General features: G+C 49.0%; 16 protein-coding genes, 1 tRNA gene and 2 pseudogenes. 5 read left to right on the top strand and 14 right to left on the bottom strand.

Translation table 11 applies throughout. The features are described 5' to 3' along the window. Nucleotide 1: 1 nt before the first annotated feature. The 3 genes from yeaR to ACLJRH_RS11800 form a co-directional block, all read right to left on the bottom strand. Complete coding sequence (gene yeaR / locus ACLJRH_RS11810; protein WP_001248993.1) at nt 2–364, bottom strand: DUF1971 domain-containing protein YeaR; 363 nt, start codon at nt 362–364, stop codon at nt 2–4. Nucleotides 365–536: 172 nt separating this feature from the next. Further along, complete coding sequence (leuE, locus tag ACLJRH_RS11805; protein WP_000457190.1) at nt 537–1175, bottom strand: leucine efflux protein LeuE; 639 nt, start codon at nt 1173–1175, stop codon at nt 537–539. A gap of 196 nt (nt 1176–1371) precedes the next feature. Beyond that, nucleotides 1372–1917: a chorismate mutase gene (locus ACLJRH_RS11800; RefSeq protein WP_000617984.1), complete on the bottom strand. Its 546-nt coding sequence runs from the start codon at nt 1915–1917 to the stop codon at nt 1372–1374. Between the two features lie 82 nt (nt 1918–1999). Here ACLJRH_RS11800 and ACLJRH_RS11795 point away from each other — a divergent pair. Then, nucleotides 2000–2154, top strand: a pseudogene (locus tag ACLJRH_RS11795) (hypothetical protein). Nucleotides 2155–2232: 78 nt separating this feature from the next. Then, nucleotides 2233–2481 (top strand): biofilm/acid-resistance regulator YmgB/AriR, encoded by a 249-nt coding sequence (locus tag ACLJRH_RS11790; protein ID WP_000208086.1) that lies wholly within the window; start codon nt 2233–2235, stop codon nt 2479–2481. 254 nt (nt 2482–2735) lie between these two features. On the opposite strand, the gene ACLJRH_RS11785 is transcribed toward ACLJRH_RS11790, so the two are convergent. From ACLJRH_RS11785 to ACLJRH_RS11760, 6 genes are all read right to left on the bottom strand, one after another. Then, entirely contained in the window at nt 2736–3584 is an 849-nt protein-coding gene (locus ACLJRH_RS11785; protein WP_000190269.1) for a MerR family transcriptional regulator, read from the bottom strand. 68 nt (nt 3585–3652) lie between these two features. After that, nucleotides 3653–4246 (bottom strand): helix-turn-helix domain-containing protein, encoded by a 594-nt coding sequence (locus ACLJRH_RS11780; protein WP_001562706.1) that lies wholly within the window; start codon nt 4244–4246, stop codon nt 3653–3655. 144 nt (nt 4247–4390) lie between these two features. Continuing rightward, nucleotides 4391–5179, bottom strand: coding sequence for a cryptic aminoglycoside nucleotidyltransferase ANT(3'')/ANT(9) (gene aadA, locus ACLJRH_RS11775; RefSeq protein ID WP_023136870.1), 789 nt, complete (start codon nt 5177–5179; stop codon nt 4391–4393). A gap of 108 nt (nt 5180–5287) precedes the next feature. Beyond that, the gene (zinT, locus tag ACLJRH_RS11770; protein WP_001537483.1) at nt 5288–5935 is read right to left on the bottom strand and encodes a metal-binding protein ZinT; all 648 of its coding nucleotides are present in this window, start codon (nt 5933–5935) and stop codon (nt 5288–5290) included. A 111-nt stretch (nt 5936–6046) separates the two neighbouring features. Further along, nucleotides 6047–6123: transfer RNA gene (locus tag ACLJRH_RS11765), tRNA-Arg, on the bottom strand. A gap of 8 nt (nt 6124–6131) precedes the next feature. Beyond that, entirely contained in the window at nt 6132–6458 is a 327-nt protein-coding gene (locus ACLJRH_RS11760; protein ID WP_023136871.1) for a four-helix bundle copper-binding protein, read from the bottom strand. 193 nt (nt 6459–6651) lie between these two features. On the opposite strand from ACLJRH_RS11760, the gene ACLJRH_RS11755 reads away from it, so the two are divergent. Next, nucleotides 6652–7785, top strand: coding sequence for a mechanosensitive ion channel family protein (locus ACLJRH_RS11755; RefSeq protein WP_000456065.1), 1134 nt, complete (start codon nt 6652–6654; stop codon nt 7783–7785). An 81-nt stretch (nt 7786–7866) separates the two neighbouring features. On the opposite strand, the gene ACLJRH_RS11750 is transcribed toward ACLJRH_RS11755, so the two are convergent. The 5 genes and pseudogenes from ACLJRH_RS11750 to ACLJRH_RS11730 all read right to left on the bottom strand — a co-directional run bounded on the left by ACLJRH_RS11750 (nt 7867) and on the right by ACLJRH_RS11730 (nt 12653). Further along, entirely contained in the window at nt 7867–8457 is a 591-nt protein-coding gene (locus ACLJRH_RS11750; RefSeq protein ID WP_000947448.1) for an ATP-binding cassette domain-containing protein, read from the bottom strand. Further along, nucleotides 8451–9248: an ATP-binding cassette domain-containing protein gene (locus ACLJRH_RS11745; protein ID WP_000950208.1), complete on the bottom strand. Its 798-nt coding sequence runs from the start codon at nt 9246–9248 to the stop codon at nt 8451–8453. The genes ACLJRH_RS11750 and ACLJRH_RS11745 overlap by 7 nt, the downstream gene beginning before the upstream one ends. After that, nucleotides 9242–10054, bottom strand: coding sequence for an ABC transporter permease (locus ACLJRH_RS11740; protein WP_000966647.1), 813 nt, complete (start codon nt 10052–10054; stop codon nt 9242–9244). Before ACLJRH_RS11740 ends, ACLJRH_RS11745 begins: the two co-directional genes overlap by 7 nt. Beyond that, a pseudogene (locus ACLJRH_RS11735) lies at nt 10044–11019 on the bottom strand (ABC transporter permease). The gene ACLJRH_RS11740 and the pseudogene ACLJRH_RS11735 overlap by 11 nt, the downstream one beginning before the upstream one ends. Continuing rightward, on the bottom strand, nt 11019–12653 hold the full coding sequence (locus ACLJRH_RS11730) for an ABC transporter substrate-binding protein (RefSeq protein ID WP_000946070.1): 1635 nt from the start codon (nt 12651–12653) through the stop codon (nt 11019–11021). The pseudogene ACLJRH_RS11735 and the gene ACLJRH_RS11730 overlap by 1 nt, the downstream one beginning before the upstream one ends. 681 nt (nt 12654–13334) lie before the next feature. On the opposite strand from ACLJRH_RS11730, the gene ACLJRH_RS11725 reads away from it, so the two are divergent. Together ACLJRH_RS11725 and ACLJRH_RS11720 are read left to right on the top strand one after the other, a co-directional pair. Continuing rightward, entirely contained in the window at nt 13335–13649 is a 315-nt protein-coding gene (locus ACLJRH_RS11725) for a TRL-like family protein (RefSeq protein ID WP_000182479.1), read from the top strand. A 148-nt stretch (nt 13650–13797) separates the two neighbouring features. After that, on the top strand, nt 13798–14328 hold the full coding sequence (locus ACLJRH_RS11720) for a cytochrome b (protein ID WP_000929976.1): 531 nt from the start codon (nt 13798–13800) through the stop codon (nt 14326–14328). The last annotated feature ends 12 nt before the right edge of the window (nt 14329–14340 follow it).

Genomic DNA, 14340 nt, shown 5'->3' with positions numbered 1-14340 from the left:
ATTATTCTCTCCCGGCATGAATGACTTTTCGTGAGGTCGCCCCTTCCATCAGTACTTCCGGCGCGACAAAAAAGTCGATGTTAAAATAGGTATCATCCGTCATGACCTCAATATTGTGCCACTTTTCCGGAGGAAACACGCCAAACTCGCCGGCATTGATCACCATGATCTCTTCCGGCTCAGAGCAATGTTCATCAGCGTATCCGAGATATTTGACCGCCCCCTGCATCACCGAGAGGCGAGGATAAACGCCGGGTCGCGTTCCCTTATCAAGGTGGCGTTCGAAAATTCCGGCAGGCGCCGTCTCTTTGTTCCAGAATGGCGTGGAACGTGTATGGATATGATTTTGTGGAATTTGCCGCATTTGCTTCCCTCTTCCCGCAGGTTACTCAGCGATAGTCTCATCGCTGTCGTAAAAAGGTTACGCTCCAAAAACAGCATTTTAAATACCATTTATTGGTTACTATTTTGCTGTTTTCCACGCAATAAAACCGAAAGGAGTGCAATGACCCGCCGTTGTCGACGGGTCCAGGGGGTTAAGACTGGAGCGTTGCCAGCCGGGCGGCAAACCCGACGAAAAGAAGGCCAATCAACGAATTGCCCACTTTTGCCAGTTTCTTTTTGGTACCAATATAGTGGGTTACAAAAGCGCCAGAAAGAATTAAAAAGCTCAGATAGCAAAAACTGACGATTTCAAGGGTGGTAGCCAAAATAAAAAATGACACCCCAGTATGCGGCGCAGTAACGTCAATAAATTGCACAAAAAAGGAAACATAAAAAAGTATGGCTTTAGGATTCGTCAGGCTAAGAATTAAAGCACGCTTAAAAATAGCGCCAAAAGGAACTACCGTTTCCGTCGCCGCACGCCCCTTTGAGGTCAGCGTGGCGTAAAGGATTTTTGCGCCAAGGTAGAGCAGATAAAACGCGCCGAGATAGCGAACAATGTTAAACAGAACCGGCGTTGTTTTGATCAGCGTCGCCACGCCCGCATACGCCAGAAACATTAATATCGCATCGCCGATAAACACGCCGCATGCGGCAAGATATCCTCCTTTAACCCCGCGTCCCACGCTGTTTTTAAGCACAAAAAGCGTATTCGGCCCCGGTACCAGAACGATAAAAATCGCCCCAACCAGGTACGTCCAATAATTCAGAACACCATACTCCGCGAACACATTAACCTCTTCCTGAAAACATTTACGCTTAGCTGCGAAACAGTATGCTAACGAATGCACCGGAAGATGGGAAGCGAAACCACGTCTCTCCAGCCGCTATTCCGCCACGCTTATATCCACATCACCCAAAAACGTTCTTGTATCGCGCCCCCCGCAGGCAATCACCAGGTATTGGCCCACGTTTCCTCATGGGGAATTAACGCGCGCGTCGCACCAAAGACAGAGATGCCAACACATCACTGATATCGCTCTCATTCAGATTCGGCGCATTAAAGTGCGTTCTCAGCCACACCATATCCTCATGGCTGAAAGCGCCGACCATCAGGCGCTGGCTGATAATGATCAACATTTGATTATCAAGTTGTCGAATACGTTGCCGGGTGACCGACAAGGTTTGTATAGGAAAGGAGGGTTCTGGGCCGGTTCGCCACTGCGCTAAATAGCGGTACTGTATCGCTTTACTGGCATCCATTAGCGAACGAATAAAAGGGGTTATCGAATGCGGGTCCAGACCGTTATTTTTCGCTTCTTCTTCAGCCTCGGCAAAAACATTTTGTTCACGCGTGAAATCCTCTATCGGCAGATGGTGCTTCATTTTATAAGCAGCCACATCTTTCATTAATAACATGCGTTCATTGAGCGCGGTTAAGAGTGCGCCAAGCGATACCGACGTTACCGAATCGGCAAAAGTGGTGCTGCACATCAATAAAGAACAAAGAAAAATGGCGATATGACGAATCATTAATCAACCTCCTTTTACGGAGGCCTGACAGTAATTTACCTTTATTAAGATAACATTAAGTAATTATTACAAATGGGTATTAATGCTTATTCGTTTAAACTGGAGTGATAAAAAGAACAGGCCGTTGATTCTGCGGAATCTTCACCTTCATTTAAAGTGTATAAAATATACAACAAATCACACAAATGTGATGCGCGTCACGTTTTTATGTTTTTTTATTACAGTTTTATGATATAGGTCTAACTTTAATAGGTCACTAATTTCTCTCCCCCGCTCAGGGAGATCGGCTTCAATTTACATCGAATATGGTGAAATATGACTACCATTACACTAGTCAACGAACAAAATAGTACTGGCAATCCTTTTTCTGCACATATGTTATGTGAACAGCGAGCTATTCAGGAAATTACTTACGAACTATTGCAATCGCAGCAGCATGTCTCAAATAAGGATATCATCGCCAAACTTATTGAAAAACTGGAAACAGAAAAAGACGTAGTGCAGCTTGATATTTACCGTAATGCCTTAGAAGCCGTTTTGTTTCAGACACCTGACGACATCTAATATATACCCAAAATAATTCGAGTTGCTTAAAGGCGGCAAGGGAGTGAGTCCCCAGGAGCATAGATAACTATGTGACTGGGGTGAACGACAAATCTGCCGGGAGCAGATTTGAACGTCGCGTGCGACGGCCCGTCAGGGCGAGGCCCATGGATGGGCCGAGTAATCCGTAGCCAACACATAAGCAACTTGAAGTATGAAGGGTATAAACAAGGGAGGGGGTTACTCCTCCCCTGTTCGTTAATAATGCAGATGCCTCAACGTGCGGTACCTGATTTTTCGTAGCCGTTTGCATGGATTTGCGGTGCAACATGCTGCATGCTTTCTGGCATCTCATGCTGCCGGTATACGGCTGGCAGTAATGTTAAGCCTGAGCCATTTTTCACATGAAGACTAAATTTACCCGATTCTTTTAACGCCTGAATAAGATTTTCCTGGGCGGGAGTTAATGTCTCATCATGCCACAGAACAATATGCTCGAAAGACGTTGATAAAAGATCGGGCATCGGCGCCTGCCAGGGGATGACTTCAACTCGCATACCTTCACTACAATATTTAATCGTTTCCAGCCATAGCTCAATGGGGTCGTTCAGCGAAAACGCAGCAATAAGCATTGTGCCTGCTGGCGCCTTTCGTACGCTACTTAGCTGGAACGTGGCGTATTCAATAATCGCAGTATCCAGTAATGCCTTTTCAAATCGGCGTGCATCATCATCGCCTGCGGACAACCACAGCCGTAAAGGACGCAGTATTGACTCAATTACGATACACGGCGGAATTTCCCGACCATAACGCCAGAGTAATTTTCGCAATTTGGCGGGTTCGAATTTTCTACACTGCGCTAAAATCTCTTCCTGGTAGAATAACCATCCCGAGCGGCAATGCGTTTCTTCACCATAGAGGGCAGGTTTAATCTCTTTTAATGAGAAGCCTTTGCTTAACGCGTCGATAATATGCTGTATTCTGATAGCATCTTCTATGCAATAAAAACGATTGCCAACTTCATCTTTGGTAGGTTGAAGCAGGCCATAGCGTTCCCAGGACCTGATATTTGCTGTTGTGACACCACACTGCGCCGCCATTGCGCTAATACTAAAAGTAGCCATGCCTGTCTGGCCTCATGATGATGTAAGAAAGCATAGTGAACCTAAACGCCATCAGAAGCAAATCATTATTAAGCAATGACCTTACTATTTACACGTGAAATTACATTATCGACATTATTTATTGTCAGCCAGTGCGTAAAGGCTTTAGAGACGGACAGTATTTGATAATCCAGAACTGTTCTACAACCTAATTTAGTCAGAACATGGTAGCGTACTGAGTAAATAGTTTTTAAATGTACATTCAGCTCACAGCTTATTTGTCGGATATCCATTCCTTTAACAAGCATCGCCAAAACATTTCTTTCATTCGCCGTTAATCTGACTTTCTCTGACCTGGGGAAAAATTGACCAGCAGCGGCCAAAATCAGTAACTCACGCCACTCAGCAATAGAGGCATCGACCTTTATTCGATATATAGCATGATGTTCATCAATAAAGTTATATTCATTATGGGTAACAATTCCAATGAGTACCGTTTTAAATGTGGAAGTAATATACTGCTGTACGGTGTAGTAATCGTCGATATCAAAAATAATATAATTTACGTTACCAGCTATTATTGCGACGTCCTTAAATAAGGACTCCAGACCATAATTAAGAAACAGGTTTTCGCTCAATAGTCTTGTATCTGTCTTTAAAACAGATGATGCGGAACCAGTCATATCCACCTCAACAAAACGAGAGCCATGTGGGAATATCCATTCGATGGCCCGCATAAGATCATCTGCTTACTTCAGCGATGATAACCCATTAAGTAGTAGTTGAGGAACGCCGTTTGCGCAACCTGACAAACGTCCTGGGGCATCTTATGTGAACTGCGTGGGAATGTACGCTTTCGCAAAATCCACAAAGCGTACGACCGCAGGCAGCAAAATATGCCAGTCCTGTTGCTCCAGACCTAAATATTCACGCTGCGCCGCACGCAACGTAGCAGCATACTCTTCTGGCAACTGAGGTAACAGCCAGTCAGCCGCCGCATCCTTAGAGGTAAATCTCCCGGTAGAAAGGGTGTACCAGATACGCGCCAGGGTTAAAACGATATGATACTCATCTCCCTGCACATCTGCCGTGGATTGCCAAAGGTCGAGGGGATAACGCAAGGCCTTCAGCAACTGCGCCGCAGGGGCTGGCGTGAACAGCCGTTCCGCGCGTTCGCCCTTTAGCGGTATACTGGTTTCCAGAATTTGGGTTATCAGTAACACCATGTCCCAGTCCTGCTGCGCTGGTTCATAAATCCCCTGACAAATGTCCTCTCTTAGCCACTCGCCAAATTGCATTTCCCTGGAAGGTGGAAAACACCAGGGAACCAGCTGCGAATAAAGCACGACAGTGACCTCCAGAGCGCGTTTTTCTGCCGACGCCCCCGGCGGCGATGAAAGCGCCAGCAATTCCTGCATCAGCGTTGCGCGTTGGGTCTCCGTCAGCGGCTGGCATATTGTCACCAGCAGATCAATGTCGCTGTTTGGCTTCAGACTGCCCGCGACAGCGGAACCATATAAATGAATAGCACGCAACGTATCGCCTGTGACACGAGTAATCAGGCGACATGCCGCATCCGTTTGGCATTGAATCGAGGGCGGTATCGACGGCGTCATCATTGCTCCGGGGGCGCAGGTATTTTTTATATTGATTGCCAGAAATATGGCATAACGGCAGAAAAAAAGCTCGCTATTCATAGCGAGCTTTTAACATTGCAATCAGACTTAATGATGTAGCATTTCGTCAACGACCTCATTCGCCTTTAACTGATAAGGATAATAGGTAGGCCAGTTTTCCATCTCTTGCAGCAATGCCTGCTGCGAGGTATTTCCCATAAAGATATGGAAGTGCGCCGATTTTCGCGGGGCAATAATATGATCGCTAAACTGAACATATTTAGGCGCTTTGCTATTCGCATCTTTACATTCGAACAGGTAGCGCACCCCTTTTTTACCCGATGCGTAAGTCAGAATTTTATAGCCGGCATAATTGTATTTACAGGATGCAACGTTATTGTCGCGATGGAATTCTATAACGCCATTTTCAATGCCAATAGTCTCAACATTCGTCGCGTATCCTTTGCGATAATACGCTTTAATATCCTCAAACGTTTTCTCCGGGTCTTTCTTCGCCTTTTGTCTGAAGACAGGGTCCAGCTCGCCGCTGACCAGATAAGGATAGACGGATTGCCACATACCATCCCAGTCGGTGAGCGCGCGATCGCGTACATTAGCGTCATCAAACACGCCCGCTGCCGCTTTTTGCTCAACCTCCGTCATCGGCGCGCCATGAGCATGATGACCATGCGCGAAGGCAGGACTATTTACCAACAGCATTCCCAGAAGCATTGTCAGTTTTTTTAAATGAATCACCAAAACGTTACCCTCATCTTTCTTAGAAAGATGATTGTTATATTATAACATTACAATTATTTCAACAAAAACTCAGCGCCCACCGCGCAGGTGGCCTTTTTTGATATCAACTGGTCCGCCATCGAGGAATTGAACCCCGAACCTTAGAGGTAGAAGCTCTATGCTCTATCCGGTTGAGCTAATGGCGGAAGAAAAATTACGCGGCCATTTTAAGGCAGACGTCTGCGCATTGGCTGCATGCCCGCGCACAATTCTGGCAATGGTCGTGATCGTGCCTTGCACACTCTTCGGCGCAGGCTTTGCAGATATCCGCGCACAGGCGGCATAATTTTTGTGAGTACTCGCTTTCCAACGCCATAAATTGCGCCGCCAGGCGACAAATGGCCGCACATTGCATATCTAACTGGATGCAGTGCTTCATCATTTCGACGTTATCTTCACGCAGACAAGAAGAGGCGCAGATATCACACGCCGCCGCGCATTCATAACACTGCTCAATACACTCACGATGTTCTTGTTGCATAAATGACTCCTTATTTTATTAAGAGGAGTAGATAAGTCTGCACAGAAACGCCGGGATAGCCAAACGGCTACCCCTCTTTTTCATACTTTTTGAACAAAAGTGCTGAATAAAACAGCAATAGTAAAGCCGGAAATCGGCCTCCGTGATGTGACGTCTATACTGTAATGTTCATCTGCTTTTCATCGGAGGTAAAATGGAGTATTTAGCACGACTAAATATCGTTGCGATGCTGATGTCAACGACGTTCTGGATCAATCTGGCGGTCGTTTTTTTCGTCACCCTCATTACTTACTGGCTCATCAACTGGCTACTTAATGTGGTCTATAAAGCGCTACAACGCCCGGATAAAAAGGATGACGCTCATGGGCGGCTGCGGCCTATTGTTTTCGAGATGCTGAAAAAGACCAGTAAAATGCTAATCTTTTTTGCCGCATTTCTCTTTAGTCTGCGCTTTGTCGCCCTGCCCGACCGGTTATTCTCTACCCTCTCTCACGCCTGGTTTTTAGTGGTTGCGATTCAAATGGCGATTTGGCTTGATCAGGGCGTACAGTCATGGATGCGTCATTTACTGTATGCCCCAGGCTCCAATAAAAACCCGGTGACGTTAGTCATTCTTGGTATGATTTTGCGCGTGCTCGTCTGGTCTATGATGCTGCTCTCCATCCTGGCGAACGTCGGCGTGGATATTACTGCACTGGTAGCAAGCCTCGGCGTGGGCGGTATTGCTATTGCCCTGGCGGTACAAACCGTTCTGAGCGATGTCTTCGCTTCGCTGTCGATTGGTTTCGATAAGCCCTTCGAGATCGGCGATTTCGTCGTCTTTAATGATGTAGCCGGTACGATTGAACATATCGGTTTGAAAACCACCCGCATCCGTAGCCTCAGCGGCGAACAGATCGTTTGTGCAAACGCGCAGTTGTTGCAGCAAACCATACACAACTATAAGCGGATGCAAACGCGTCGTATCGTGTTTACTTTTGGCGTCGCCACTGCGACACCGCCGGAAAAGTTACGCCTCATCGGCGATATGGTGAAAAAGATTATTACCGATGTCGGCGAAACACAATTCGACCGCGCCCATCTACTGGCCTTTGGTCAGGATCGGCTGACCTATGAGGTGGTGCATATCGTCAATACCGCGGATTACAATAAATACATGGATATTCAGCAAGAGATAAATATCCGTATTATTGAAAAACTCATTGAGAATGATATCGAACTGGCGCTGCCTAGTCTGGTCGTCAGAGCCCCTGTACAGGTTGAAGAGACCAGGGACTACAGTAATACCGCTGATGCAAAAAACGCAGATAAACGCGTCATGCAGTAAAATCTCTGCCGACAATACCGGGAACCCATGGGTTCCCGGTGCGTTAACGGCGACACGGCAATGCGGGGAAACGACTTGCGGCTATTCCACCTGTAAATGGCGGGTACAGACTTGATCAAGCAGCGCAGACTGATGACTAATCACCAACATCCCTAATGAACGGCTGCGGCACACCTCAAGCACGTATACCCATATCGCTTTTTGAATAGACGGATCGAGTTGCGCCGTCATTTCGTCGGCAATCAGAAAACGCGTTCGCGGGTCAAGCGCGCGCAGTATCGCAATACGCGCCAACTCACCGCCTGAGAGCTGCATTGGCCGACGCGTCAGCCACTCGGGCTGCACATGCAAATGCCTCATCGTTTCCGGGTCAGGCTGCCAGGCATCACGCATAGCGTCTCCGGCGCTTCGCCAGGGATTAAACGTCAGTTCAGGATGCTGGGGGACCAGCTGTACCGGACAATACTGATGCAGGGGTAACGGGCTACCGTCCAGCAGAACGTCGCCCGCCGTCGGTTTTTGCCATCCGGCCAGGACGCGCCCCAACGTTGTTTTCCCCGTTCCGCTTGGCGCATGAATTCCTACCCGTTCACCGGCAGAAATCGTAAACGTCAGGTTATGCCATAAGACTTTCCCACCCTGACGAATAACGAGGTCGCGGCAGCTTAGCATTCTATTCCCTCTCCGGTCGGCATAAATAACGGGTTTAGTTCAGGCAATGCTTGCCATTGCCGTTTTAACGGCTCACTCATCTCTTCCGGCTGTAATCGTTCACGGCGAATATTGTCCGTGATATAACCCTGATGCAGCGCCACAATGCGATCGGCATACCGCGCCGCCAGCAGCAGGTCATGAGTCACCCACAGCACGCCGCATCCCCGCTCGCAGAGACCTCGCAAGTGCTCAAGCAACTGGTTTGCCAGTGCGGTATCAAGCCAGGCGGTGATCTCATCCGCGAGGATATAACGTGCCTGGCTGAGCGAGGCGTGGCACGCCAGAATTCGTTTAGCCATCCCGCCGGAGAGCTGGCGAGGAAAGCGTTCCAGGACTGTCGGTTCGAGATCGCTTTGCTGCAATAGCTGTACCATCTGCGTCTCATCCCAGACGCGTCCGGTCAGATGACATGCTCTGTTCAAATGTTTTCTGATATTCAGCATGGGATTAAGCGCCTGTACCCCCTGCGGCACGTAGCTAAACGTATTGCCCCTAAGCTGCCTGATGGTATGTCTGTCCAGCCGGTTGCCATCAAGCGTAATTTCCCCCCGAAAGCGTAAATTTTCCGGCAGCAGATCGAGCAGGCATTGCAGCAGCAGACTTTTGCCTTCCCCGCTGCCGCCAACCAATGCCACCATTTCTCCGGGCGCGATATCAAAAGAGACATTCTGTAATAACGGCGACCAGCGTCTCGCGCCATACCAGCGATAACGCGCGCTTTCCAGCGTAACCTGTTGTAAACTCAGCATACGTCACTCCTTAGCCACAGCCGCTGAATGGCGCGCGCAAACTGATCGAAGAGCATCACCAGCGTGAATAACATTAGGCCGGGAAACAGCACCAGCCACCAGTTTCCATGGCTAATAAACCGTAACGCATCCGCCAGCAACAGTCCCAGCGAAGGCTCATGCGGCGCCAGCCCAAACCCCAGAAAACTTAACGCCGCGCTGTGCAATACCGCATGAGGAAACATCAATAACGTTCCCGTCAACCATTGCGGCAATAGCGCCGGAAAATAGTGATATCGCCAGCAATAAAGGTGTCCATGCCCCAGACGATAGGTCAATGTCAGGTAGTCACTCTGCGCTACCCGCTCCGCGTCGGCGCGCAGAATCAGCGCCAGACGGGGCCAGTGCGTTAACGCCACGGCCGCAATGACGCCGCTTTTACCGCCGCCGAGCGTAAAACAGATAAGGATCAGCAAAAGTAAATGCGGCATGGCGAGCATGGCATCGGTTATCAGCCGCATCAGGAGGTCCAGCCGGGGATGAATACGCGCCGCTGCCGCCATCACTAGCGCAATAACGCCGCTGCACAACGCGGCGCCAACGCCAATTTGTAAACTGGTGAAGGCCCCCTGAAAGCAACGAAGCCATACATCGCGCCCCAGATTATCGGTGCCAAACCAGTGCTGGATATCAGGCGACAGATGCCGGGCAAGCAGATTAACCTCTGGCGGCTGGCTCAACGTGGCATAACCGTATCCGGCAATAAACAGCAGGCAGGTAACGGAGAGGATCAGACGAAGCAATGTCGGGGCAGGATTATAGAGCATCGGGACGCTCCAGCGATCGATTAAGCACCACCACAAGCCAGGCTGAAATCGTATTTCCGGCAAACACTAATAGCGTACAGAATAAAACGATCCCCATGAGTAGCGGGACATCGCCACGCAGGCCGGCATCGATAGTGGCCTGTCCCAGCCCCGGATACGCAAAGACTTTTTCTGCCAGTAACGCCCCCCCCCATCAGTTCGCCCAGAGAAGCAAACTGTAAACAGAGTGCTGGGGTAATCGCATGACGTAACACCTGGTGACGTAACAGCGACCATCCTTTATCCCCCTGAGCGCGCGCAAAACGAATAAATTCGCTCTTCATTACGCTGGCTATTTTTTCTCGCGTATGCAGCGCAATTTGCCCCATGCCCAACAGACTTAACGCACATACCGGCAACACAAGATGGCGTAAACGTTCCGATAAAAGAGCTGTTCCTGCATTATTTCCGGGGTCCCAGGCGCAACAAACAGGTAATACCGGCCAGCGGACGGCAAACAGCGCCAGCAGCAGCATTGCTATCCAGAAAGTGGGCAACGATGACAATAAGTAGCTGATACGGCAAATCATCTTATCCGGCCAACGGTGGAGAAAACGTCCGGCCAGAAAACCCAATGTCACGCCCAACACACCAGACAATAGCCAGGCGCCTGCCAGCAGCGCGAATGACGTCGCAAAACGTTCCCGGATCACGCTGGCGACAGGCATGTTAAACAGCATGGAATACCCCATGTCACCCTGGAGCAGACGCCAAAACCAGTGACCGAAACGCTCCCACAGCGGCTGGTCAAGCCCCCAGCGCGCCGCAATCAGCGCATATTGTTCTGGCGGAACATGGAGCAGATCGTTGCCAATATAAGCGCGGATAGGATCAACGGGCGAAAAGCTAAGCAAAATGAAGGTGCCGGCAGCCACCAGCACCAACAGAATAATCAGCCGCAAAAAATGACTGAAGAACAATTTCATCACCGACAGGTCCAGGTCCAGTCATCAAGATTGTTTAACACCGACCAGCTACCGTGGATTTCTGGCGCGCCTTTTCCCAGATCAATACAAGGGTTGGCCAAATAGGTATGCTGAATATTAAGCAGCCATGCCCATGCCGCATCGCCCTGGACGCCCGCGCCCTGCTTTCCATCCCACTCAACCTGCTGCCAGAAAGGAATCGCCTTTTGCCAGTCAGGCGCATCTATAGCCTGTTTCAGATGTGCTTCTACCGCAGGGTTGCTGTAATAGCCCGGGTTATAATATTCCACACCAGCGGCTTTTCCGCTGTAGTGATGGAAGAGTTCCATCGGGTCCAGACTTCCCCAGCCAAACAGCGTAGGGTTAGCGTGCATATGGCGCTCTACGGTTTCCCAGCTTCCCGATTGCAACGAGACGACAATGCCTAAAGGCTGCAACATGGCGCGCACCGCCTCGGCCAGATCCCGCCGGGTGCTGTCGCCACTGGCATACCATAAGGTCAGACGCGCTTCTTTACCTGCTTTTTCACGCACGCCCGCACTGTTTATCTTCCAGCCAGCCTCTTCCAGGATGGCGCGCGCTTTTGCAATATCGCCATCGCTGAATACCACTGAAGGATTTTGCCACGGCAATCCCTGCACCGCGCTATAGGCGGGTATCGCATGGCCTTCCATCACCTGTTCCGCTAGTTGCTTACGATTAATGGCATAGTTAATTGCGCGTCTGATAGCGACATCAGCGGTCACATCGTTGCCGACAGGATAACCGTTAGCATCCTTTTTACCGGCTGGCACCATCGGGAAGACTATGCCCCGGTTTTCAACGCTATCGCGTACCCAGAGTTTAAGATTATCCTGCTGCGGGGCCACCGCCATAGAAGGGGCAATGCGCACCAGTCCCAACTGTCCGCTGCGCGCGGCGGCATAAGCATTATCTTCATCCAGGAAGACAAAAACCAGCCGGTTAAAGTCATTCTTTTTACCTGCATACCAGGGGTTGGCTTCAACAATCAGTTGCTGACCAGGCTGGAAACTGACCAGTCGGTACGGACCGGCGCCTATCGGTTCGCGGGCAAACGTTTTTTCATCATAACGGCTGGCCGGAACAATCCCTAACGACCCGAGTACATTCACAAAGGTACTCTGCGGATGGCTCAGCGTCATCTCAATTCGGCGCGCATCCAGCGCTCGCGCATGACTAAAGTTGCCCATGTCAATTTTACCGCCGCTCTTCGCCGCTTTGTTATATGTAAAAACGACATCTTCGGCAGTTAATGGCGAGCCATCGGAGAATTTCAGATCGGGTTTTAAGGTCAGTATCCAGGTTTTACCATCGGGGCTGGTGTCCACTTTTTCCGTCAGTAAATTACCCCAACTCATATCGGCGTTTTGCTTGAGCAACGGCGCATGAAGCAATAAGTAACTGCCGTGGCTCCAGCCCAGCATAGGATCAAAGCCTTCCGTTGGCTCAGGGCCAATGGCCAGCTTTAAGGTATGGCCATCTGCCGTGTCCGACGCGGCGAAAAGCGGCGAGGTGAATGCCAGAGCCATCGCGCACGTTATGAGCGCCAGTTTGCCTTTAATCATCAGTTTACCCCAGATTATACGTTGTTTTTGTTCCTCCCGGCGCAGCATAAACGTCGGGAGGCCTCCTGAGGACGGCATTATGGCGAGCATTTGTAATGAAAAAATTGATGCAGAACAGAAAGTATGACGATCTTTTGAAAACATCATACGCACAAACGCCGGGAGCGCCAACGTGGGCTAAAGGCCGCTTTTGATGGGGATAAAACGCAAGAGAAATGATGCCAGGAATAGCGGGTTAATTAACGCCATCTTATTCTCTTATTTCCTTTCTATTCTGTATTACGTCTTCCCATCCGACGCTGTTCATTTTCTCAACGTTATTAGTCAGTGCTGAAACGTAAGAAGGTATCGTAATTAGCGCCTCCTGGCTTTAAACCTAAACCAATATTAAACGAACCGGGTGTTAATGAAACTTACCGGCAGAACGCCAGTCATATGGCAACCCGATGAAATGACATGCTATGGAGTCCAACCGAAAAATGTTAACGCCGCCAGGGCTCGTGATGATTTTTTTAGCCGTACTGTTCTCATTGCTGACAGGATGCGCAAGTTATAAAAACACGGCGTGGGGAATATATCCGGCTTCAACGGATATTTGTCCATCAGGTACGACATCAACAGGAGGGTGCAAAGAGTAATATCGCATATTTAATATACACCACTTTTTAAATGACTGTTCGGACATTTTCGGACGGTAAGTTTTCTATTTATTTATAATGGACTAATCCCATGACAAATAAAAAACACATTTTTTCAATTATCTTTATTGGTTCTCTTTTAACGGGGTGTGCTACAGGACCATCACCGACAGGGATTGGCTTATATACGGATGTTAAAGGGCCAATTACTGCCACGAGTCTCCCGGCAACCAAAACCGGTAAAGCGTGTGCGCAAACGGTATTGGGTATTGTAAATACCGGCGACGCATCTATTGATTCAGCGAAAAAAGCGGGCGATATTTCTTTAGTGTCGAGTGTTGATTATGAAACTACGGGCTCATATCCGTTTTATGGTAAAACCTGTGTTGTCGTAAGAGGACAATAACAACAGTAAGCCGGCGATGCCGCCGGCTTTTTATCCCATTTTACGTGCCGCTATCTCTGTCTGTTCCTTGCGACTCAGCCCCCGCTTTAAGGTTCTGTTAAGATTTTACGCATACTCTACAAGCAGTTGTTAATAAAGGATAATAATAATGGCACATTTCTCAAGACTGCAAATAACGCTTCACTGGTTAACACTGCTCCTGACAGGCATCGCATATGCTGCTATTGAGTTACGAGGGTGGGCGCCAAAAGGCTCCAGCGTTTATCTGTTTATGAAAGACATGCACTATGATATGGGCGTTCTGGTCTGGGCGCTGATGTTTTTACGGTTATATCTTAAACACAAATACCCGGATCCGGTCATTACGCCTCCCCCTCCTCACTGGCAGCACGTAGCCGCTAAATTAATGCATATCGCGCTTTATCTCACTTTTCTCGCCTTACCGCTGCTGGGCGTCGTGATGATGGCGTCAGGCGGGAAAAGCTGGAGCTTTTTTGGTTTTACTGTACCGGTATTTTTGACGCCAGATAGCACCCTAAAATCGGATATAAAGCGTATTCATGAAATGCTGGCCAATATCGGCTATTTCCTGATTGCCATGCATGCAGCAGCGGCGTTGTTTCACCATTACATACAAAAAGACGATACATTTTCAAGGATGTTACCCGGTAAATCATGACTATTTCGGCCA

The organism is Salmonella sp. SAL04162 (assembly GCF_046551535.1).
Classification (GTDB): domain Bacteria; phylum Pseudomonadota; class Gammaproteobacteria; order Enterobacterales; family Enterobacteriaceae; genus Salmonella; species Salmonella enterica.
The sequence above is the reverse complement of the archived record's forward strand: the minus strand, read 5'-3'. Positions and strand labels throughout refer to the sequence as shown.